Consider the following 20,049-nt stretch of genomic DNA (forward strand, 5'->3'; position numbering starts at 1 on the left):
CAAATGAATATCATCTTTTAAACTAAATAGCGTACTTCCATGTATCTGTCCACCAAGCATGTTAATGCTTTTTATGTTGATTGCTTATCATTTCAGTTGTTCTTAAAAACGTCTCAATCTCTTGAATAGTATGACAATGGAGAGGTGATATTCTAATAGCCCCTTTCATTCCAAAGGAATCCAGCATCCTTTTAGAATAAATGCTTGTATTCAACCTTTCATATACGATCACACCGTGCTGTTCATATTGTCTTACTGCATCCTCATGGTTTGTTCCTTCTATCGATATGGCTACGATGAAATCTCTTTTTGATAAATCATGGTCATCAAGATGCACGGTAACTCCTTTGATTTCTCTTAGCCCTTTTACGTTGGGTGTCCCGTCTAGCATTATTTTTAATAAAGACCTTTCTTGTTTTCCGATAGCTTCCATACCTGCTGCGAATAACTGTCGTCTGGCATTCACTGTTGTAAAATGACCTCCAAGCCAGCACACATAATCAACAATTGCGCTAATAGCCGCATAATGAGCAGGTGCTGGAGTTCCTAGTCCCCATTCAGTTTCTTTCTTTCCTTTTAACTTATGATGAGGGAGAAGAGCAGCTCTTTCCGATAAATAAGCAATCCCGCAGCCTCTAACACCAAAAAATTTATATGGAGCAAAATTTATCACATCCACAGGTGTTTTTTCAATATCAATTAAACCATGAGGTGCATGTTGAACGGCATCAACCATGATAAATAAGTTTGGTTTCTTTTTTCTTGCCTCTTGTACAATTTGTTCAATGTCTAAAATAGCACCAGAGATATTCGAAGCATAGATGACGCTTAGAAGAACAGTATCTTGATCGATTAATGCCAAGATGTCTTCTACGTTCACTCCACCTGTTAAAGGATTAGACTTGGCCACTCTCAGCTCTTTGTTTAATTTATTTGCATAAAAACTAGCTGCGTCGTAGGCTGCTGGATGTTCTAAGGATGTTGTGACAATATTTGTTCCTTGAATATGTTCTGCAATGATACCCGTAGTTTGAAAGATAGCCTGTGATGCTGTCAGATATGTGGCGAAGCTTCCTTGTTTCACGTTAAAAATGGTTTGAAGATCAACAATCCCCTTTTTTTGGATATCAATCAAGTGTTTTGCAGCTTTATGATTTCTTTCAGAACAATCTGGGATGCCATCAATGATTGAAAATATATGATTTGCCTGTTTTAAACGAAGAGAGCCACCTGCATTGTCAAAAAAAGTCGTTCCTTTTTTAGGATAGGATCCTCATCAATATATAAAAATTGTTCTCTTACTTTTTTTAATAAATCATTTGAAAAGTGCATGTTCAGTGTAGATTCGCCCATCATCATATCCCCCAATATTCAATTTTTATACTTAGTATTATACATTGTGTTATCAATCAATGGCTGTACCCTAATCAGAGAGAGCTTTTTTCTGTAAACAATCATTCATTTTTAGCTAAAGCGACGGTTATCAGCGCATTGCCAATGGTGACATTCGCCGCACCTTTATGAGTTCAGCTGTTTTGTACTAATCACTCCTTACACTTTCATGTGTAAGGTTTTTTCATTGGGACAAACTACGGGAAAGGAGGCGAGAGAATATGAAGAAAAAAGAAGAAGAGCAGACAATGGACCATGCGGAATATGTTCCGCATCCTGATGGAGAAGGATATGCTTTGTTTTTGCATGATTCCTTTCATCTCCTCTCCCAAGAGGATATGAATCAGCCAGAAGAGGAATAAAAGACATGAAAGGGCGATAGTCTACTTTGTCTATCGCTCTTTTTTTCAAAAGTAAGCGAATACATAAGGGGAATTGGCATCTTGCTTATTGACATCACTGCGCTTTTTCTGTAATCTCAGTGTGTCAACAATATGAGACTTCGTTAGGTGAGGCTCCTGTATGGAGATACGCTGCTGCCCAAAAATGTCCAAAGACGCCAATGGGTCAACAGAAATCATCGACATAAGGTGATTTTTAATGCAGCTGGATTTTTCCTATGCCATACAGTGCTAAAGCTCTACGATTGAAGGAGCAAGTGTTTATTTGTCATGCTTACAAAGCGCCTTCATTCGGTTGAAGGTGCTTTTTTATGAGAAAAGGAGGTGTGGGGATGGATCATCCCGATTCGAGACACATAGAGGATATGTCAAAAGATCAGATTGAGACATCAGATAGAGGAGATCCTGACCCCCGCACATTCTAAGGGATTCGGGTATCTCCTGACTTTGGGGAGGTAACAGCGATGATACAAAATATTACGTATGATGAACTCATTTTACGCATCATTATTTTACTGAGAGATGGAAAACGAAAAGAATTTAAAAACATCATGGAAGAACTTCAGCCATATGATATGGCCTACTTATTTAAAGAACTTCCAGAGAAACACCGCGGCCGCTTCCTCAGCTTTTTACCAGTCGATGACGTGACAGAAATGATGGGTGAGCTGGAGCGGGAATATCAAGAAATTGTTCTTGAAAAAGTAGGTAAAGACAAAGCGACCTTCGTCACAAACAAAATGGATAACGATGATCTAGCCAACTTGTTTGATGAGATGGAGGATGAGCTAAAGGATCAGCTTTTATCTAACATGGAAGCAGAGGAATCAAAAGCCGTCCAGCTTCTTATGAATTATCCTGCTGAGACAGCGGGACGGATCATGACGAACCGTTATGTTTGGATTCCTCAGCATTTTACAGTGCAGGATGCCGTTGTGAAGCTGAAAAGCTTTGCTGAAATTGCGGAATCAATCAACTATTTATATGTGATTAATGATCAAAAACAGCTTGTAGGCGTTCTCTCATACCGGGATCTCATTTTAGGTGAACCGGATGAAAAGGTACAGGATCTCATGTTTACAAGAGTCATTGCCGTTGGAGCCTTTCAGGATCAGGAGGAAATCGCAAAGCTGATTGAACGATATGATTTCCTTGCGATTCCTGTTGTGGAAGAGAACAATGTCCTAGTCGGAATTGTTACAGTCGATGATATCATTGATGTTGTGATTCAAGAGGCGGGCGAAGACTATGAAAAGTTTGCTGCCTCTGGTAAAGATATCACGTTCGACACGCCGGCATTTGTGGCGGCATACCGCCGTCTTCCGTGGCTCATTTTGCTTTTGTTCATTGGGCTGATTTCAGGCAGTATTTTAAATTATTTTGAAGGTACCCTTCAGCAAGTCGTTGCTTTAGCGTTCTTCATGCCGATGATTGCCGGGATGACAGGGAATACAGGGACACAGTCTCTTGCCGTCGTCATTAGAGGGCTTTCAAAAGAAGAATTAACGAAAAAAACCATCATGCGCCTTATTTTTAGAGAGCTGAGAACGAGTATTTACATTGGGATTGTCTGTTCCATTATTATTACAGTCGTCGCAATGGTGTGGCAGGGCAATATGATTTTAGGTTTTGTTGTCGGTTCCTCACTGCTTGCAACACTGATTATTGGGACAATGGCAGGTACGGTTGTACCGATTATTTTACACAGATTAAACGTGGACCCAGCCATTGCATCTGGGCCGTTGATCACAACATTGAATGATATTTTATCCTTATTGATCTATTTTGGAATTGCAACTGCATTCCTTCATACACTGATGTAGCAAGAAGACTGTAAAACGTGACGTTTTACAGTCTTTTTTGAATAAAGATTGCATATAGCGCTTCCATCCTTTACATTTTAAGGAGAAGGTGGGAGAGAAAAATGAAGAAGTTTTTATTCATTTTAATGTGCATTGTATTGCTAGGTGCATGTTCAAGGGAAGACGAGGGGAAAGACAGAAGACTAGTGGCTGCAGAGCATATGATTGAAGCGATTACCGAAGGAAATAAACAAAAAATAGAAAACATCTATGTTGAAGGTGCTGTCCCAAGCCCAAATGACATTCTAAAACTGAAAAAAGAATGGGGCATAGAGACGCTTTCTTATGATGATTTTCAATTGGAAGAAGCCAGCATTCACGTCTTTCATGCGAATTACGAAGATGAAAAAACAGGGGAGAAAAAGGCACTGGCCATGCGGGTCATAGAAGATCCTGAAAAAGGCGGTGTACGGATTGACTTTGTAGGACTCGTTGAAGGAACTGACACTTCCTCTCAATGAAAGCTAAAATAATTTTATGTAAAAAGGATAGAAGAGCTGAAAGAATGTCGCTCTATCTATCCTCTTTTTTACCACAAATGACCCGATCACATATGAGTTATGCCCAATAATTCCATAAACCGTGAGAGGGCACTGGTCATGTACGAATCGCGGCGCCTTATAAACACAGTTGGTACGATTCTGTGTGGTTCCGGTAAAGGATGACAGGTAAATCTGCCTTGCACCCGAGATTCAACCATAGATTTTGGTAATACGGTAACCCCTAGCCCATTTTCAACGCATTTAAGCACGCCCTCTAAAGTGCCATATTCCATTACCTTCATCGAAGCAAAGCCATTGCTCTCTAACCATCGTTGCCAACGCCCCAAATAGATGCAATGCGCAAATGACGAAAGCAATGGTTCATGTAAAATTGATTCTACCTGGAATTCCTCCTGGGAGTAGCTTGTAATGAGAACAAGTGATTCTTCCAATACCGGATATTCAATAATGTCGGGATGAAGAATGGGCCCATCAACCAATGCACCGTCTACCTTGTAGTTGAGAATAGCATGAACCTGATCTACAGTAGGTGCCATATACATGCTTAATTCTACTTGTGAAAATGTCTTGTGATATGCTGCGAAAATGCTGGGCAATCTTGTCGAAGCGGTAGACTCTATAGATCCAATGTGCAAAGTACCTCGCGGAGTAGAGGAAAGCTTTACGGCCTCTATCGCTTCTTCAAAATCGTAGAGTAATTTGTTTGCATATGGCAACAGTTCTCGCCCTGCAGGCGTTAAGGATATCTTTTTGTGATATCGATAGAAAAGAGGAACACCTAATTCTTGTTCAAGACGCTGGATTCGTGCAGTGACATTGGACTGTACATAATTTAATTTCTCAGCAGCTTTTGTAACGCTTTGTTCAATAGCTACTGCTTTAAATATCTCCAAAGATGTAATATCCAAAACAATGCTCCTTTTTGTATCACAAATTGTGATGAACTATACATTATTTTTTGATTTTACGTGATCCAACAGAATAAGTAAACTTAATAATATAAGAGGTTGATGCTCATTGTGTCCCTTGATGTTTATCATGAGGAGGAGAATTTGCAAGGTAGGGAGTTCTAGCTTAAGAAAGATAAAAAAGACGTTTCCAAGTAAATGAGGAGGGAATCTATTGATTTCAAAGGTTAATATCCAAGAGAAATTTTCGCAAATAAATGATTATTGGAATCCTAGAATAAGTGGAGAGTTGAACGACTCATACATGAAAATGGTAAAAATTAAGGGTGAATTCATTTGGCATCACCATGATGACGAGGATGAAATGTTCTTTGTATGGAAAGGAAATCTAGTCATCCGTTTTAGGGATAGAGAAATAGCGCTTAATGAAGGGGAGTTTCTTGTGATTCCAAAAGGAATTGAACATCAGCCAATTGCTGAAGAAGAAGTTCATTTGCTCTTAATTGAACCAAAAACGACGCTGAACACGGGGAATGTGATCAATGAACGAACTGTTTCGATTCCTGAACGAATGGATAAACGCTAGATCGCCTGCACTTAACAATATACCTAAAACGCTATTTGATATAGTGTTGTTTCTTAGAATGAAATGTTGTGGAACGCCGCCTAAAAAAAGTAAATTTAAACGAATGTCCTTGCCTATATAGCTTATTTCACTGAGTATGATCTGGCATTGCCAAGGGCTTTGGTTTGATAACGGAGACAGCAAAAAAAGCTGTCTCTTTTTCATAAGCCATGACCAAAAATCAAGTACGAACAAAGCCTAAAAGAGTCAGCTAAACTTTATTTGTTTATCGATTTTTGTACCGGAAGTGTGCGTTAATTTGACCTTCCAGCATTTTTTTCTTATATTGTCCGCTTTTTAATGCCTGTTCCTTTTTCTTCATGTCTTTCAAAATCTCCGCTGTTTGCACACCGTCTTCTCGTTTGTTGGCGATGTCCATTAATCGTTCTACATCAGAAAAAGAATATTTACGCGTGCCTCTTGTTGAGCGCTGGGGGTAGATGAGTCTGCGTTCCTCATAATATCGGATTTGCCTGACGGATAGCCCTGTTAATTCACTGACAATCCCGATTGAAATGACTTTTTTATCTTTATAAGATACATCTTCCTGCGTCATATACTCACCCCTGCAAGTCTTTTCTTCATATTATACAGAATGACAACGAAAAAAACCTATCGTTTGTTAGAAAATATAACATAAAAACATAAAAATGAAAAAACGATGGAAGGAAAGTTGACAACATATGTGAAGTGATTGCTACGCTTGCATATAATGATGATGAGTTGAAATAGGAGGAGGAGCATATGATGGAGCAAACACGGATCATCTGTATGGCAAAAGAAATCATCGCATTAGATATGAAGAGGGATGAATTACTGGAGCGATTCATGCAGGCTGCAGGTCAGAATGCGCATGCTCTTCTAAGAGCTGTACAAAATGATTTGTATAAAAGGTCTTCATAAGCACCTGCTCCAGATCAATTGATAGGAGGGGATAATCGGTGCGGCGTATCCTAACAGAAGCTTTAGCGAAGGAAAGACATTATTATACGAAGCAGCTCTGTTCATTAGGAGTGTACAGTCCTAGTGCGGCCAAGAAAATGACAATTAGTGACTTAAAAAAAGAGTATCACTTCTTTTTCAACAAAACAAAGCGTGATTTGTGAAAATCCCTTGAAATGTGCGCATGTCACATAAAGGGTTCTTTTTTTTGTTTAATGTTATAGCAATATTGAATTTTGTAGAAATTTGACGAATACAGTGTAAAGAAACATAGAGTCTTTACAGATTATGTTAAACTGTGTCGGATCTTGATGGTTTGCTAAAAAACCTTTTTTTCGAGATGGTTGTGAAAAATAAGAAGGATTTTAAAAGTTTATATCGAAATCTTATACATAACACGAATGGAGTCACTTATGTGGTTGAAAGGGTTTTCAAAAACGTACTTCTATTTTTTACGAAAGGCTCCAACTGCACCGCAAGAAAGCCTTGAAGTTAAAAAAATATTATAAGAGGTAGATATGTGATGAGACTATCGTTTAATGAAGAAGAAGTAGAACGTTCAATGACACTTTACAAGGTATTTGCAAGAGCATTTAAAAGCGTTTCAGAACACAGCATTAGAGACAGCAAAGAGCATGGATTTAATCCAACTGAATTTGCGGTTCTTGAATTGCTGTATACAAGAGGTGCTCAAAAACTTCAGCAAATCGGCTCAAGACTCCTGCTTGTCAGCGGGAATGTGACGTACGTAATTGACAAATTAGAACGAAATGGTTTCATTGAAAGAGAGCAGGACCCAAAGGATAAAAGGTCGGTTTATGCCCATTTAACAGATAAAGGGCGCAGTTATCTTGATAAAATTTACCCGATTCATTCTCTCCGGATTGCGCGTGCCTTCTCAGGCCTCTCGCGAGAAGAACAAGAACAATTGATTAGTCTATTGAAAAAAGCAGGTATTCACAGTCAACATTTATTATTTAGATAGAACGAAAAGGTGCCATGATTGGCACCTTTTTTATGTGTCCAGCTGATGCGCTGGATAGGCAATGAATTTTTCGATATCGTTTGCTGGAAGGGGCTTTGCATAATAAAAGCCTTGCAAGTCGTCACATCCTTGCGCAGATAAAAGCTGCGCCTGCGCAAAGGTTTCAACACCTTCTGCTATGACCTCGAGAGAGAGTTGATGTCCCATCGCGATAATGGCACCTGTAATCTGTTCAGATTTTGAATCATTTAAAATATCTTCGATGAAGGATTTGTCGATTTTTAGGCGATGAATGGGCAAATCCTTTAAATAGCTTAAGGAGCTATGCCCTGTACCAAAGTCATCAATACTAATACGAACGCCCAGATGTTTCAGTGAGGTCAGTACCTGTTTTGATTGCTTGATATTGTCCATTGTCATACTTTCTGTGACTTCAAGCTCGAGCAGTGACGGTGTCATATCGTATTTTTTCAGTGTCAGCTTAATCAAATCAATTAAGTCTTCAGAATTGAATTGTTTTGCAGATAAATTGACAGCCACGGGAATTTTCAGCCCGTTGTCATACCACGTTTTAGCCTGCCTGCATGCGGTATCAATCACCCATCTGCCAATATCAATGATCAGTCCTGATTCCTCTGCCAGCTCAATAAAAGCCTCGGGTGATTTTAACGAACCATCTGGTGCTTTCATTCTTAGAAGAGCTTCTACACCAGTCATCTGTCTTGTTTTCGCACTCACTTGCGGCTGGTAATGAAGCACAAACTGTTCTCTTTGAATGGCATCCCGTAACTCAAGCTCTCGGTTCAACCTATCTTCACTTGATCTTTCCATTGATTCGGTGAAAAACTCATAACGGCTTTGCTTATGTTTTTTGGATAAATACATCGCCATATCGGCTTTCCTCATTAACTCCATCCCATCTTTGCCATTTTGAGGTGAGATAGCGATTCCAATGCTGATAGAAGTAATGAGCTGATGATTCTGGATGAAAAAAGGACGCTCAAATTGCCGAATGATATTTTGAGAAAGCTGTTCAATTTTCTGTGTGTCATGCCCCATGTCAGGGAAGATCATTAAAAATTCATCCCCGCCTAGTCTGGCTATAAAGCCGTTGTCTGGTAAACATTGCGTCAGTCTGTTTGCAGCTGCTTTAAGAAGTAAGTCCCCTATGTTATGACCAAGTGCATCATTGATAATTTTAAAACGATTCAAATCAAGAAACAGAACAGCCGTCGATGTTCCTGTCTCTTCTTGAGCGGAGAGAACATCACTTAGATGGTTGATGGCGTGGCGCCGATTAGGAAGCTCGGTTAACGCATCATAATGTGCCATGACATGAATTTCTTTTTCTGCAATCCGCTGCTGCGTTAAATCTTTTAAGACAAGATAAATACTGTCAAGCGTATTGTTGACATGAACAGGTATGTAAGTGACATGATAATAATAAAAGCGATCTGCTGCTTTTAGTTCTGCTTCACGTGTGATGGCTTTTTTTGACTCGTAAATAAATTCTTCCCACATGTCAGTCGGCATGACGTATTGGCTGACATCATCACCAATCCAAGAATTGCACATTTTTAGAATTTGTTTACCTGAGTCGTTCGCAGAAAGCACCTTTCGATTGACAGATAACACGATAATGCCATCGATATTATGTTTGATGAGCGATTGGAACCGCTGTTCATTTTCCTTTAGCTTATCTGCCTGCTTCATGATTCGGTGATCTATATAGGCACCAAAAATCATCAGTGTTTGGACAATCAGTGTCATTAAGCCGATGAAAATCGACAGACTGAATGGAGATAGTTCAAGAGAACCACCCCTATAGGGCTGTCCGTCTGAATGAAAAAACATAGTAGAAGCAGCCATACCGGTATAATGCATCCCAGAAACAGCCCCGCCCATCACGAGTGCACCAGCTATTTTTAACAGATGATCCTCCTGCTTTTTCCCGGATCGATGGAGCCGAAAAAAGAGATGAAGCGAAAAGAAAGACGCTATCACAGCAATGAAAAACGAAAGAAAAAAGAGGACTGGATCATAGCTGATTGAGACATTGGCCATTGATTCCATTCCAAGATAATGCATGCTGCAAATAGCTGAGCCCATGGTGATTGAACTAATGAGCAGCCGCCTTGTGGAGAGTTGCTCTTGAATGCATATTGTGAATGCGATCAAGGACCCGACAAAAGATGCCAAAATCGATAAAATGAGCAAGGGTGTTTCATAGGTGATGCCAGCACGCACGTGAAATGCCATCATGCTGATAAAATGCATCGACCATATCCCCATTCCCATGATCAAGGCACCAACGATCAGCCATACCTTTTTCTTTGCACCGCTTGACTGTGCCACTCGGCTGGCTAAATGAAGAGCTGAGTAGGAGGCGACAGTGGCGACTGCGATTGACAGAAAGACAAGCCATCCATTGTAACTTCCTGTTAAATGGGTCATGTAAGAAAACCTCCAGTATCTTAAAACAGACGTATACCTAATATATCGGATCGAATGGCTTCTGTGTTCACTTTTCCTTCACTTAAATACCACAATCAACTTTTTTTTCACCTGTCTTTTATAGTAAAATCAAATTTAATGTAAAAAAACGACGAAAAGTGAATCGTTTCTTCGGTTTTTTTCGTTTAATATATGTGCGATTCTAAAAGAGATAGAATCAGTTAAACGATTATGTGTGAAAGGGATTGATAAACATCGAAGATTTTATTATTTCTTTAGCTGATGCCTTTAAGAACTTGTCGTACTTTGGCATCTTCCTTGCATTATGTATTGAATTTGTTCCTGCTGAAGTGGTTCTGCCTCTTGCGGGTTACTGGGTCTCAGAAGGGGACATGGCCTTCATTGGTGTTGTGGCAGCCGGCTCTATTGGCGGCGTGGCTGGCCCTTTGACCTTGTACTGGTTAGGACGTTATGGCGGTAGACCTTTTTTAAATAAATATGGGAAGTACTTTTTTGTTAAACCGGCGTCGCTTGATAAATCGGATGCCTTCTTTGAAAAGCATGGTGGATTCGTCGCATTTAGCGGCCGGTTTATTCCAGGAGTCAGAACGCTTATTTCCATCCCGTGCGGTATTGCCAAGATGAATGTGTGGGTCTTTTGCCTGTACACGTTTTTAGCGATTACGCCTATTACATTTGTATATGTGTATCTTGGATTTGTGCTCGGGGAGAACTGGAAAGAGGTTGGCGCAATGTTAGATCCATATCTTCTGCCGATTGGGATCGGGATTGTGTTGCTTTTCGCGATGTATATATGGCTGAAACGTAGAAAAAGAAAAGCAGAAACACCAACTGCCTAATCACTGGACCCGAGGTGAAAGTCCCCTGTTGACAATACAGTGTCTATTGATTAAACTATAAGTAATCTAAATATTCTTAAATCCCACCAAAGGGGAGTAGCGTCCGGTTTTTACCGGAAACAAAGTCGTCATTACATGGACTTAAGTTCCATCGGCTTTGTTGGCATGATTCTACATATCACATGTCTAGCAAGACCTTTGCCATTACAGGCAAAGGTCTTTTTTGCATTCATAAGCCTTTGTCTGTTGTGGGACAATAGATAAAACAAGGAGGAATGATGATGGATGCAGCAATTATTTTAGAGTACGGGTGGGTTCTTCTCGTACTGATTGGATTAGAAGGGATTTTAGCCGCTGATAATGCGCTGGTCATGGCTGTGATGGTGAAACACCTTCCAGAAAAGCAAAGGAAAAAAGCATTGTTTTACGGACTTGCGGGTGCGTTTGTCATGCGATTTGGTTCCCTGTTTCTTATTTCGTTTTTAGTGGATGTGTGGCAAGTTCAAGCCATTGGTGCAATTTATCTTCTTTATATTTCCATTCACCATATTTTAAAATCGCACGTATTTAAGAAAAAGGAATCAGACACAAACATGAAGCAAAGCGGCTTCTGGGCAACAGTCGTAAAAGTCGAGCTTGCTGATATCGCTTTTGCTGTCGATTCCATCTTAGCGGCGGTCGCATTAGCCGTAACTTTGCCGAAAACAAGTCTTCCGCAAATCGGTGGACTTGATGGCGGTCAATTTATTGTCATTCTTTTAGGTGGTATCATCGGTCTGATCATCATGAGATTTGCAGCGACTGTCTTTGTGAAACTGCTCAAAACAAGACCGAGCCTAGAAACAGCAGCCTTTGTCATTGTCGGGTGGGTTGGTGTGAAGCTCACGCTTTACACACTGTCACATCCAGCCATTGGTATCGTGTCCTCTCATTTTATTCATTCAACATTATGGAAAGTGATTTTCTGGACAGTGCTTCTCGCAATTGCAGCATTTGGCTGGTTTTTATCAAGTCCATCAAGAAAAGGCGGGCAACAAAACAAGGAAAAACAAGAGGTACGCCTAGAAGAGTAGGTTTTTTGAAAGAAATATCATTTCATTTTCATAACACGTATATTACAAATAAGGGGGAGATACCCCCTTATTTCTTTGCTTTTAGACGAAACATTGTAAAGTAGATGATGATATACATGTCATAATTGGGTAACAGGAAATGAATTCCTCATTTCTTCCTTTGCGCTTCCCTCATAAATTAGCTATCATAAATGAGTAATATAGGGAGAACTGAGGTGAAACCATTGCTTAGCCTTTTGTTTAAAAAAGGAAAGAAAAAGCAAACATTAGAGCAGTCGGCTATCAGTATTCAACAAGGTGATATCGAGCTGCAAAATGCATTAATAGAGCAATACAAACCATTTGTCGCTAAGACGGTTTCATCCGTTTGTAAACGATATATAGATGAAAAAGATGATGAATTCAGCATAGGCTTAATTGCCTTTAATGAAGCGATAGAAAAATACTCTGCTGAAAAAGGAAACTCACTCCTTGCTTTCGCAGAATTAATTATTAAAAGAAAAGTGATCGACTATATTCGAAAAGAAGCGAGAAATGCGCCAACGGTTCAAATGGACCTGCAAGAAAGTGAAAATGGCGAGTACTCTCAAAGCATGATTGAAGCAGAGCTGTCTACAAACGAATATAGACGTTTAATTGAACAAGAACACAGAAGAGAAGAAATTGAACATTTTAAAGAACGATTGAAAGTATACGGTCTCACGTTTCAAGAGCTGCTTGAACATTCACCAAAGCATGCAGATGCAAGGCAAAATGCCATTAAAGTAGCTCACACACTCGTTGAACACGATGAGCTCAGAACCATTTTATTTCAGAAAAAACAATTGCCAGTCAAACAGCTTGAAAAGCTAGTGGAAGTCAGCCGCAAAACGATTGAGAGAAATAGAAAATATATCATTGCGATGGCGATCATTATGACGGGTGATTATGTGTATTTGAAAGATTACCTTAAAGGGGTGCTTAATTCATGAGAAGAGGCATTATAGTAGAGAAAAACAAAAAATATGTCACGCTGCTGACCCCTGATGGACAATTTCTGCGGACAAAATATGAACAGCAAGATTATGAAATCGGTCAAGAAGTGACATTTCCGAATGAATCACGTCTCGAAAGAAAAAAAGCCGGTTTTTTTGACTTGCTTCGTTTACGTCCATTAAATGCAGGAATCCTATCAATCGCTGCGATTATTGTCGTGATTTTTACTATGATGCCATCTTTCTCAAGTCAAAAAGCATATGCATATATGACGATTGACATTAATCCAAGCTTTGAACTGAAGCTTGATCACAATTATCAAGTGATCGGTGTCACACCACTGAATAAAGATGCGAAACAAGTACTGGCCAGTATGAAGGATTTAGAAAAAAACGACATGACCAAAGTTGTGCAGGAAATCATAGATGACTGTGACAAAAAAGGTTATGTGAACCACTCTAAGAGTATTTATATTTCAACGGTTTATGAAAACAAGCAGGACCATACATATAAAACCAACGTCAAAAGTAAAATTAACACCATCTCTGGTGAATATCAAAAGCGCGATTACAAGCTAGAAACTGTAGAAAGTGACCTGGAAACAAGAGAAAAAGCTCAAAAGGCAGGCATTTCAACAGGCACATATATCAGAAATCAAGAAATCCAAGACAAAGAACAAGAAGGCATTCAAAAGGATGAAGACGCAGCAGAGAGTGATGCTGTCAAAGAAGAAGAGCCTAAAAAAGATGATGAAGATCAAGCAGACAAAGACAAACAAGAAGACGTCAAGACAGACGATAGCGAAGAGATGAAGCCAGATCAAGAGGCTCCTGAAGCTGAAGACAAAGAGCAGAAGGATCAAGAGAGGGAAGAGCAAGGATCTATTCAAAAGCCACACCAAACAAAACCTGATGATAAAAGCAAAGACAATCAAATAAAGGAAGAAAAGGAACGTTCTATCGATAAAGAACAAAAAAAAAATCACTCAACGGAACCTGATGATAAAAGGAATCCAAACGGCACATCACGTGGTGGTGCTGAAAAGCACGCAAAAAAAAACGACAGGGATCAGAAACAGCCGTCCGCTGAACGAAAAAAAGACCATATGAAGAAGCAGGGAAAAGGTGCACCGTCCCCGTATCGTGAAAACCGGTTTGAGCACACATATGAACAATAAAAAAACGCCAGAATAGCTCCGGCGTATTTCACCATGTTTTTATTTAGATTGATTGCCCATTTGTGATTGAGCCTGTTGAACGAGTCGTTTTGTAATTTCACCGCCAACAGAACCATTTGCACGTGCGACTGTATCTGAACCGAGAGTCACGCCAAATTCTTGAGCGATCTCGTATTTAAATTGATCTAATGCTTGTTCTACTCCAGGAACAAGAAGCTGATTTCGATTTGCCATGTCCATATTCCTCCTTTCACCTCATGTTTGTTGCGCCTTCTTATTTTGAAGAAAACGGCGTACAATTATGCTGGCAATTGCTGCACAAAAAAACCGTGGTGACCTCATCACCTCGGTTTTCTTTTATCCTTATTTAGCTGCCTGTAGCGTATTAAACATCATTTCTTGCGCTGTACTTTGCAAGTGGGAAGTGAACACAGAGAAGACGGTAGAACTGATAATGCCTTTAATCAAATTCCATTGATTCTTCGTTAATTCTGTAAACTCTTCATGGAGCATGTCGGTCTGCTCCTCAGTCATTTCTCGTAAATTTGTTTCCTTTAACGGAAAATGTGTATGGTGATAAATAAAATCTAGGACGTGCGCATATGCTTCATAAAAACGGATTGGACTAATAACATCATCTGTTCGATCTGTGATCGTGTTAAATAAGGCAGATAAGATCATGCGAATGGCATCAAAGTCAAAAACTGATTTTAAATCCCTGACAATTAATAAAATAACGACCTGATCAATGGAGTACTTCTTGCCAAGCTCTGGATGACCAATCATATCTTTAATATCACGCTTGATCCAATTTTGAATCGCCGTCGATTTAAGAGACGTTAGCTCACACAAGTTGCCAAGCTCAACAATTTCATTTGTAGAAAGACCGTGCTCTGATTTTTGCTTCCGCCGTTCGAGCTTCTCAAAAAACGAAGGGATCTTTAACTCATCATATTCATGATCCTTATCGCCCTTTACAGATAGATTCAAAAGCTGAAGCGGAGTCAGATCTCCCTCTCCTTTTAGAGAATATAGAAGTCTCGTCATGTCAATTCTCGTTAATTTAAAAGTCACCATGTTCCACCTCATTTGTACGTCAAAAACGTGATTATTGATCTAATTCAACATCATAATCTCTTTTTGATGAAAATGCAAAATAAACTAAAATACAGAACGCGGCGTCACAATTTGTTCACTTTTCAGCTGTGGCAAAGTCGTAAATATTGAAGTGACGGGGCTTAAGCCGTTATGATAAACAGAAGGAATGATTCCTTTTTCCTTGCAATTTGAGACGTTTATTTTTATAATTTTATTAATAAGTTCAAATGAACTTAATATGACAGCGGAGGTTATGTATGGGTAAAAGAATATTTCTGTTTATATTAACGAACATTCTTGTTATCACTACGATTGGTATTGTACTGTCGGTTATTAGTGCAGCAACTGGTGTTGGTTCTTATATAGGAGCAGACGGTGGAATTAATTTGGTGGCACTGCTAGTATTCAGTGCAGTTGTTGGTTTTGTTGGCTCGTTCATGTCACTTGCGATGTCTCGCTGGATGGCAAAAATGATGATGGGTGTGCGTGTGTTAAACCCTGAAAAGGATTCATTAACATATGATGAGCAGCAGCTTGTTGACCGCGTGCACAGATTATCAAGAGCAGCAGGCCTTTCTAAAATGCCTGAGGTTGGTATTTATCAATCATCTGAAGTAAATGCTTTTGCGACAGGTCCTTCTAAGAGAAGATCACTTGTTGCCGTTTCAACTGGATTGCTTCATGAAATGGATGATGCAGCAGTTGAAGGTGTAATCGCTCATGAAGTTGCTCACGTTGCGAACGGTGATATGGTGACAATGACGCTGCTTCAAGGGATCGTCAACACGTTCGTTGTCTTCCTCTCAAGAATTGCGGCATGGATCGCAAGCCGCTTTGTTTCGCGTGAAGAGCTTGTTCCGATTGTTCATTTTATTGCAGTGATTGTTTTCCAAATCATTTTCTCTGTCCTAGGAAGCCTTGTCGTGTTTGCATATTCTAGACACCGTGAATTCCATGCAGACCGAGGCGGAGCTGACCTTGCCGGTAAAGATAAAATGGTTCATGCGCTTCGCTCACTTGAGGCGTATACGTCAAGAATCAAAGATGATGATCAAACAGCAGTTGCTACGCTTAAAATCAGTGGTAAACGAAAAGCTTCTCTTTTCTCAACACACCCTGATTTAAACGAAAGAATCAGAAGACTAGAAGCAAAATAAGAAAGACGAAAAGACATTCTACATCAGGATGTCTTTTTCTTTTTGATGAAAAAGAAAATAAAGCATAAAATATCTTTAAAATCATGTCTCTTTTCATTAAAATGATAAAGTATTCGAAAAGATAGATAAAAGAAGGAATGACAATGAATCCTATCAAAAAGCTAATTGACCGGCTGTCAGCATTTCAGCTGATTGCCCTCTATTATTTTCTTGCTGTAACCGTATCACTTATTCTTCTCAGCCTCCCAGTGGCTCATCAAGAGGGAGTGAAATGGACATTTATTGATGCTCTATTTACGGCGGTGAGTGCGGTAAGTGTCACAGGACTCACTGTCGTTGATACCTCGCAAACATTTAGTGTGGCAGGTATGTGGATCCTTGCGTTTGTCCTGCAAATCGGAGGTATCGGCATTATGACGCTCGGTACCTTTGTGTGGATTGTCATGCGAAAAAGGATTGGGATTAAAGAAAGAAAGCTCATCATGGCAGATCAAAACCAGAGCAATTTATCAGGTATTGTGAAATTAATGAAGCAGGTCTTATATTTAATTTTGCTCATTGAGTTTTTAGGCGGTCTGATTTTAAGCATGTATTTTCTCAAATATTACGATGTGCAAGGAGCATTCTTGCATGGCTTCTTCTCAAGTATTAGTGCGACCACCAATGGGGGCTTCGATATTACAGGGAACTCGCTCATCCCTTACAAGGATGATTATTTTGTCCAATTTATTACGATGCTGCTGATCATCTTTGGAGCGATTGGCTTTCCTGTGCTCGTCGAAGTAAAGGATTATTTATTTAATCAGGACCGAAAGCACGCATCGTTTTCATTGTTTACAAAAATCACAACGATTACGTTTGGCGGTCTTGTCGTTGTTGGAGCGATTGGCATATATGCACTTGAAGCCGGGTTCAGCTTCCTAGGGAAAAGCTGGCACGAAATCTTGTTTTATTCTTTTTTCCAATCGACCGCAACAAGAAGTGGGGGGTTGACAACATTAGATATTACCCAGCTGACAGAACCGACCCTTTTATTTCTATGTATGCTTATGTTTATCGGGGCTTCCCCAAGCTCTGTGGGAGGCGGAATTCGAACAACTACGTTTGCCCTTAATTTACTCGCACTGTTTCATTTTGCTAGGGGAAATAAGTCCATTAAAATTTTCAAAAGAGAGCTTCATCAAGCGGATATTAACAAATCCTTGATGGTGACGATGATGGCCTTTATTTTGGTGTTTGGCGCTACGTTCCTGTTATCCTTATCCGAGCATAATACACTTCTAGAAAATTTATTTGAAGTTTGCTCTGCATTCGGAACAACAGGGCTATCGCTAGGAATCACCTCGGACCTTACGGTGTTCGGTAAATGTATCATTATGGTCGTCATGTTTATTGGACGGATCGGCATTCCAAGCTTCTTATATTTAATTGGCCGAAGAGAAAGCGAAGCGAATTATCATTATCCGAAAGAGCGCGTCATCATCGGCTAAACAGCATTCCGAGCGAATGCTGTTTTTTTATTTCCATTATCTAACTGGCTAAATCACATGGGATGTTCGCAATCTATAGGTAAGAGGTGAACGAGACGTGCTGGATGTAATATGGAAAGCAATTGTCATGCTGCTAGTTGGTACCTTGCTGCTGAGAATAGCAGGGCCTAAATCCATTAGTCAATTAACTGTTCAACAAACAGTGATCATGATTTCAATCGGATCGATTATTATCCAACCCTTTATTGAGCACAATTTACTTGAAACGATTTATGCCGCCGCTACATTTATCATTGCACTCGTCATCATGGAAAAATTGTCTATCCAATCTGATTTCTTTGAAAAATTGGTTTCAGGGAAATCTGTCGTCATTTTGCAGGATGGAGAAATGCTTGATCACAAACTTAAGAAAACGCGGCTCACAAGGGATGAATTCAAAATGCGCTTAAAGCAGCAAGGCATTACAGACATCAGCAGTCTCAAAAAAGCCACCCTAGAAGCCAATGGACAAATCGGCTATGAGTTAAAGCCAGAGGAAAAGCCGGTGACGGTCAAACAAATGAAGGAACTTCTAGACCAATTAAGAGAAGAACTAAATATGTCAAAAAAGGACTGATTTCAGATGAAAAGAAAAGCAGCGAAAAATGAAGCACTGACAAATAATATGACACCGACAGAAAGCATGGCACATGATCAAGGACAAACCCAATTTGATGAACATTCAAGAGATCGTCAAGCAAACCGAAATTCTCATAAAGGGAAACAAGGGGGAGGATCTCGTGACTAAGAAGCATGTAAAAAGCAAGGACATGAAAGACCATAAAAAGCCAATGGACCCAGATATCTTAGAAGAGGAATTTGGTAGTGAGCTTGGAGATATCAACAGCAGCAAATGGATTGATACGCTTGTAAAGCCTAAGAAAGATGCTGAATGTCACAATGGACACATGAATGAAAAATAGAAAAAACGATCCGCGCGGGATCGTTTTTTATTTGCTATAACTGCCCTGCCTGCCGGTGATTGTACGCATGAGATTGGTCATTTTGAGCTCAATCACTGGCTGTGCAACGGTTTTAACAAAGGTGCTAGACAGGGTAAAGGTTAACAGAATGGTCAGCAGCAATAACATGACCACACTTGCTGCATTCAAGGCCCAGTCATCAAACCAAGTCGTTCTAAGCAGCTTAATTACAAAGCCATGTAATAAATACACATATAACGTTCTTGTGCCCCATTTTGTAAAGAAGAAACGGCGTGTTGGCACTAAAGCAAAGAAGCTGAATGTAGCGCCGAATGCAAGCAGATACCATGTCATTCGTTTCATTGCCGCAATCACTCCCTCATCACCAAGAGAAGCATATGACTGTGATCCAAATAAGAAGGAATAATCAAATTCATAGAAATAGCAAAACAAGAATACAGCCATTAATACAAGAAGTGCTGACAGCTTTCCTTTACTTGTACGGATGAATTCAAAATGCTGCTTTTTTAAATAGAAGCCTGCTAAAAACATTGGCAAAAAGACAAACGTACGCGATAAGCTCAGTGTATTGCTAATACTGTCCACGTAACCGACAAGTAACGCAATCGACAAACTGACGATCATCGCCCAGTGAAATGGCAGTTTAGAAAAAGGAATGAGCAGCAAATTCCAAAAGAATAAACTAATTAAAAACCATAAAGACCATTGCGGATCAATTGGATTTAAATTGGCCATGCTTTGATCCTGCAAGAGATAATAGTAAACGGAATAGATCACCTGAAAAATGAAATATGGGATGATCAGCTTAATAGCAACTTTTTTCATAAAACCTGGCTTTCTAAACCCTTTTGCAAAGAAGCCGGAAACCAAAATAAAGGCAGGCATATGAAAAGTATAAATAAACTTGTATAAATAAAGCATCCAATCATTATCATGAATGAATGATCGTAACAAATGACCAAAAACAACTAGAAAAATCAGAAGAAATTTCGCATTATCAAAATAACTATCTCGTGAAGATACCATAACATCACCTTTCCTGCTCGATTTTAAACATAAATGTTCTAAGTGCACTGTTCCCGTATTTGCCCCATTTTAAAATACATTTTGGCTCATTTCGCTATTTGATGTGAAATTGTAGAACGGCTGTAAAAGAAGCGTAAG

The 20,049-nt window shown here is 39.6% G+C and carries 23 protein-coding genes and 2 riboswitches; of the genes, 16 read left to right on the forward strand and 7 right to left on the reverse strand.

The genetic code is table 11. The features are described 5' to 3' along the window. Positions 1 to 61: 61 nt before the first annotated feature. Positions 62 to 1,135, reverse strand: a complete 1,074-nt coding sequence (locus NSS78_RS06380; RefSeq protein ID WP_240792634.1) for an aminotransferase class V-fold PLP-dependent enzyme — start codon at positions 1,133 to 1,135, stop codon at positions 62 to 64. A gap of 478 nt (positions 1,136 to 1,613) precedes the next feature. On the opposite strand from NSS78_RS06380, the gene NSS78_RS06385 reads away from it, so the two are divergent. The 3 genes from NSS78_RS06385 to NSS78_RS06395 all read left to right on the forward strand — a co-directional run bounded on the left by NSS78_RS06385 (position 1,614) and on the right by NSS78_RS06395 (position 4,116). After that, positions 1,614 to 1,754 carry a hypothetical protein gene (locus NSS78_RS06385; RefSeq protein ID WP_003212346.1) on the forward strand — a complete coding sequence of 47 codons (141 nt, stop codon included), beginning with the start codon at positions 1,614 to 1,616 and terminating at the stop codon, positions 1,752 to 1,754. A gap of 132 nt (positions 1,755 to 1,886) precedes the next feature. Continuing rightward, positions 1,887 to 2,050: riboswitch (M-box (ykoK) riboswitch) on the forward strand. A gap of 207 nt (positions 2,051 to 2,257) precedes the next feature. Beyond that, positions 2,258 to 3,616, forward strand: coding sequence for a magnesium transporter (gene mgtE, locus NSS78_RS06390; protein ID WP_003212108.1), 1,359 nt, complete (start codon positions 2,258 to 2,260; stop codon positions 3,614 to 3,616). A 101-nt stretch (positions 3,617 to 3,717) separates the two neighbouring features. After that, positions 3,718 to 4,116 carry a hypothetical protein gene (locus NSS78_RS06395; protein WP_003211828.1) on the forward strand — a complete coding sequence of 133 codons (399 nt, stop codon included), beginning with the start codon at positions 3,718 to 3,720 and terminating at the stop codon, positions 4,114 to 4,116. Between the two features lie 86 nt (positions 4,117 to 4,202). Here NSS78_RS06395 and NSS78_RS06400 read toward each other — a convergent pair whose 3' ends face one another. After that, positions 4,203 to 5,066: a LysR family transcriptional regulator gene (locus NSS78_RS06400; RefSeq protein ID WP_327840574.1), complete on the reverse strand. Its 864-nt coding sequence runs from the start codon at positions 5,064 to 5,066 to the stop codon at positions 4,203 to 4,205. A 214-nt stretch (positions 5,067 to 5,280) separates the two neighbouring features. On the opposite strand from NSS78_RS06400, the gene NSS78_RS06405 reads away from it, so the two are divergent. Beyond that, positions 5,281 to 5,652: a cupin domain-containing protein gene (locus NSS78_RS06405; RefSeq protein ID WP_003211130.1), complete on the forward strand. Its 372-nt coding sequence runs from the start codon at positions 5,281 to 5,283 to the stop codon at positions 5,650 to 5,652. 265 nt (positions 5,653 to 5,917) lie between these two features. Here NSS78_RS06405 and NSS78_RS06410 read toward each other — a convergent pair whose 3' ends face one another. Next, positions 5,918 to 6,247: a MerR family transcriptional regulator gene (locus NSS78_RS06410; protein WP_012009715.1), complete on the reverse strand. Its 330-nt coding sequence runs from the start codon at positions 6,245 to 6,247 to the stop codon at positions 5,918 to 5,920. Positions 6,248 to 6,438: 191 nt separating this feature from the next. On the opposite strand from NSS78_RS06410, the gene NSS78_RS06415 reads away from it, so the two are divergent. From NSS78_RS06415 to NSS78_RS06425, 3 genes are all read left to right on the forward strand, one after another. Then, on the forward strand, positions 6,439 to 6,594 hold the full coding sequence (locus NSS78_RS06415) for a hypothetical protein (protein ID WP_095117785.1): 156 nt from the start codon (positions 6,439 to 6,441) through the stop codon (positions 6,592 to 6,594). A 38-nt stretch (positions 6,595 to 6,632) separates the two neighbouring features. Further along, on the forward strand, positions 6,633 to 6,797 hold the full coding sequence (locus tag NSS78_RS06420; protein ID WP_050945182.1) for a hypothetical protein: 165 nt from the start codon (positions 6,633 to 6,635) through the stop codon (positions 6,795 to 6,797). 356 nt (positions 6,798 to 7,153) lie between these two features. Then, entirely contained in the window at positions 7,154 to 7,618 is a 465-nt protein-coding gene (locus NSS78_RS06425; protein WP_088004396.1) for a MarR family transcriptional regulator, read from the forward strand. A gap of 30 nt (positions 7,619 to 7,648) precedes the next feature. Here NSS78_RS06425 and NSS78_RS06430 read toward each other — a convergent pair whose 3' ends face one another. Next, positions 7,649 to 10,072: an EAL domain-containing protein gene (locus NSS78_RS06430; RefSeq protein ID WP_137054721.1), complete on the reverse strand. Its 2,424-nt coding sequence runs from the start codon at positions 10,070 to 10,072 to the stop codon at positions 7,649 to 7,651. A gap of 245 nt (positions 10,073 to 10,317) precedes the next feature. On the opposite strand from NSS78_RS06430, the gene NSS78_RS06435 reads away from it, so the two are divergent. The 4 genes from NSS78_RS06435 to NSS78_RS06450 all read left to right on the forward strand — a co-directional run bounded on the left by NSS78_RS06435 (position 10,318) and on the right by NSS78_RS06450 (position 14,157). Then, the gene (locus NSS78_RS06435) at positions 10,318 to 10,932 is read left to right on the forward strand and encodes a DedA family protein (RefSeq protein WP_212045801.1); all 615 of its coding nucleotides are present in this window, start codon (positions 10,318 to 10,320) and stop codon (positions 10,930 to 10,932) included. Between the two features lie 79 nt (positions 10,933 to 11,011). Further along, positions 11,012 to 11,119: riboswitch (yybP-ykoY riboswitch) on the forward strand. A gap of 94 nt (positions 11,120 to 11,213) precedes the next feature. Beyond that, entirely contained in the window at positions 11,214 to 12,005 is a 792-nt protein-coding gene (locus NSS78_RS06440; protein WP_050945179.1) for a TerC family protein, read from the forward strand. A gap of 215 nt (positions 12,006 to 12,220) precedes the next feature. Continuing rightward, complete coding sequence (sigI, locus tag NSS78_RS06445; RefSeq protein WP_034662939.1) at positions 12,221 to 12,976, forward strand: RNA polymerase sigma factor SigI; 756 nt, start codon at positions 12,221 to 12,223, stop codon at positions 12,974 to 12,976. Next, entirely contained in the window at positions 12,973 to 14,157 is a 1,185-nt protein-coding gene (locus NSS78_RS06450; RefSeq protein ID WP_106029820.1) for an anti-sigma factor domain-containing protein, read from the forward strand. Before sigI ends, NSS78_RS06450 begins: the two co-directional genes overlap by 4 nt. A 39-nt stretch (positions 14,158 to 14,196) precedes the next feature. Here NSS78_RS06450 and NSS78_RS06455 read toward each other — a convergent pair whose 3' ends face one another. Together NSS78_RS06455 and NSS78_RS06460 are read right to left on the reverse strand one after the other, a co-directional pair. Beyond that, positions 14,197 to 14,391 carry an alpha/beta-type small acid-soluble spore protein gene (locus NSS78_RS06455; protein ID WP_003211343.1) on the reverse strand — a complete coding sequence of 65 codons (195 nt, stop codon included), beginning with the start codon at positions 14,389 to 14,391 and terminating at the stop codon, positions 14,197 to 14,199. 129 nt (positions 14,392 to 14,520) lie between these two features. After that, positions 14,521 to 15,234 carry a DUF1836 domain-containing protein gene (locus tag NSS78_RS06460; RefSeq protein ID WP_309216578.1) on the reverse strand — a complete coding sequence of 238 codons (714 nt, stop codon included), beginning with the start codon at positions 15,232 to 15,234 and terminating at the stop codon, positions 14,521 to 14,523. A 278-nt stretch (positions 15,235 to 15,512) separates the two neighbouring features. On the opposite strand from NSS78_RS06460, the gene htpX reads away from it, so the two are divergent. The 5 genes from htpX (at position 15,513) to NSS78_RS06485 (ending at position 18,864) form a co-directional block, all read left to right on the forward strand. Next, on the forward strand, positions 15,513 to 16,412 hold the full coding sequence (htpX, locus tag NSS78_RS06465; RefSeq protein WP_003212518.1) for a protease HtpX: 900 nt from the start codon (positions 15,513 to 15,515) through the stop codon (positions 16,410 to 16,412). A 143-nt stretch (positions 16,413 to 16,555) separates the two neighbouring features. Continuing rightward, the gene (locus NSS78_RS06470; RefSeq protein WP_003211513.1) at positions 16,556 to 17,902 is read left to right on the forward strand and encodes a TrkH family potassium uptake protein; all 1,347 of its coding nucleotides are present in this window, start codon (positions 16,556 to 16,558) and stop codon (positions 17,900 to 17,902) included. A gap of 97 nt (positions 17,903 to 17,999) precedes the next feature. After that, positions 18,000 to 18,518: a YetF domain-containing protein gene (locus NSS78_RS06475; RefSeq protein WP_003211987.1), complete on the forward strand. Its 519-nt coding sequence runs from the start codon at positions 18,000 to 18,002 to the stop codon at positions 18,516 to 18,518. Positions 18,519 to 18,524: 6 nt separating this feature from the next. Then, positions 18,525 to 18,689, forward strand: coding sequence for a hypothetical protein (locus tag NSS78_RS06480; RefSeq protein ID WP_199852772.1), 165 nt, complete (start codon positions 18,525 to 18,527; stop codon positions 18,687 to 18,689). Then, a complete protein-coding gene (locus NSS78_RS06485) occupies positions 18,682 to 18,864 on the forward strand; it encodes a hypothetical protein (RefSeq protein ID WP_003211111.1) in 183 nt (60 codons plus the stop codon). The genes NSS78_RS06480 and NSS78_RS06485 overlap by 8 nt, the downstream gene beginning before the upstream one ends. 27 nt (positions 18,865 to 18,891) lie before the next feature. Here NSS78_RS06485 and NSS78_RS06490 read toward each other — a convergent pair whose 3' ends face one another. Continuing rightward, positions 18,892 to 19,911: an acyltransferase family protein gene (locus NSS78_RS06490; RefSeq protein WP_309216583.1), complete on the reverse strand. Its 1,020-nt coding sequence runs from the start codon at positions 19,909 to 19,911 to the stop codon at positions 18,892 to 18,894. Between the last annotated feature and the right edge of the window lie 138 nt (positions 19,912 to 20,049).

It is taken from the genome of Bacillus sp. FSL W8-0920 (assembly GCF_038593215.1).
GTDB classification, from domain to species: Bacteria; Bacillota; Bacilli; order Bacillales; family Bacillaceae; genus Bacillus; species Bacillus pumilus.

Bases quoted from the DNA above. Each gene is read 5' to 3' on its own strand.
- NSS78_RS06450 (WP_106029820.1), top strand. From the start codon at position 12,973: ATGAGAAGAGGCATTATAGTAGAGAAAAACAAAAAATATGTCACGCTG.
- NSS78_RS06455 (WP_003211343.1), bottom strand. From the start codon at position 14,391: ATGGCAAATCGAAATCAGCTTCTTGTTCCTGGAGTAGAACAAGCATTA.
- NSS78_RS06410 (WP_012009715.1), bottom strand. From the start codon at position 6,247: ATGACGCAGGAAGATGTATCTTATAAAGATAAAAAAGTCATTTCAATC.
- NSS78_RS06415 (WP_095117785.1), top strand. From the start codon at position 6,439: ATGGAGCAAACACGGATCATCTGTATGGCAAAAGAAATCATCGCATTA.
- NSS78_RS06470 (WP_003211513.1), top strand. From the start codon at position 16,556: ATGAATCCTATCAAAAAGCTAATTGACCGGCTGTCAGCATTTCAGCTG.
- NSS78_RS06490 (WP_309216583.1), bottom strand. From the start codon at position 19,911: ATGGTATCTTCACGAGATAGTTATTTTGATAATGCGAAATTTCTTCTG.
- NSS78_RS06440 (WP_050945179.1), top strand. From the start codon at position 11,214: ATGGATGCAGCAATTATTTTAGAGTACGGGTGGGTTCTTCTCGTACTG.
- htpX (WP_003212518.1), top strand. From the start codon at position 15,513: ATGGGTAAAAGAATATTTCTGTTTATATTAACGAACATTCTTGTTATC.
- NSS78_RS06395 (WP_003211828.1), top strand. From the start codon at position 3,718: ATGAAGAAGTTTTTATTCATTTTAATGTGCATTGTATTGCTAGGTGCA.
- NSS78_RS06385 (WP_003212346.1), top strand. From the start codon at position 1,614: ATGAAGAAAAAAGAAGAAGAGCAGACAATGGACCATGCGGAATATGTT.
- NSS78_RS06430 (WP_137054721.1), bottom strand. From the start codon at position 10,072: ATGACCCATTTAACAGGAAGTTACAATGGATGGCTTGTCTTTCTGTCA.
- NSS78_RS06480 (WP_199852772.1), top strand. From the start codon at position 18,525: ATGAAAAGAAAAGCAGCGAAAAATGAAGCACTGACAAATAATATGACA.
- mgtE (WP_003212108.1), top strand. From the start codon at position 2,258: ATGATACAAAATATTACGTATGATGAACTCATTTTACGCATCATTATT.
- NSS78_RS06460 (WP_309216578.1), bottom strand. From the start codon at position 15,234: ATGGTGACTTTTAAATTAACGAGAATTGACATGACGAGACTTCTATAT.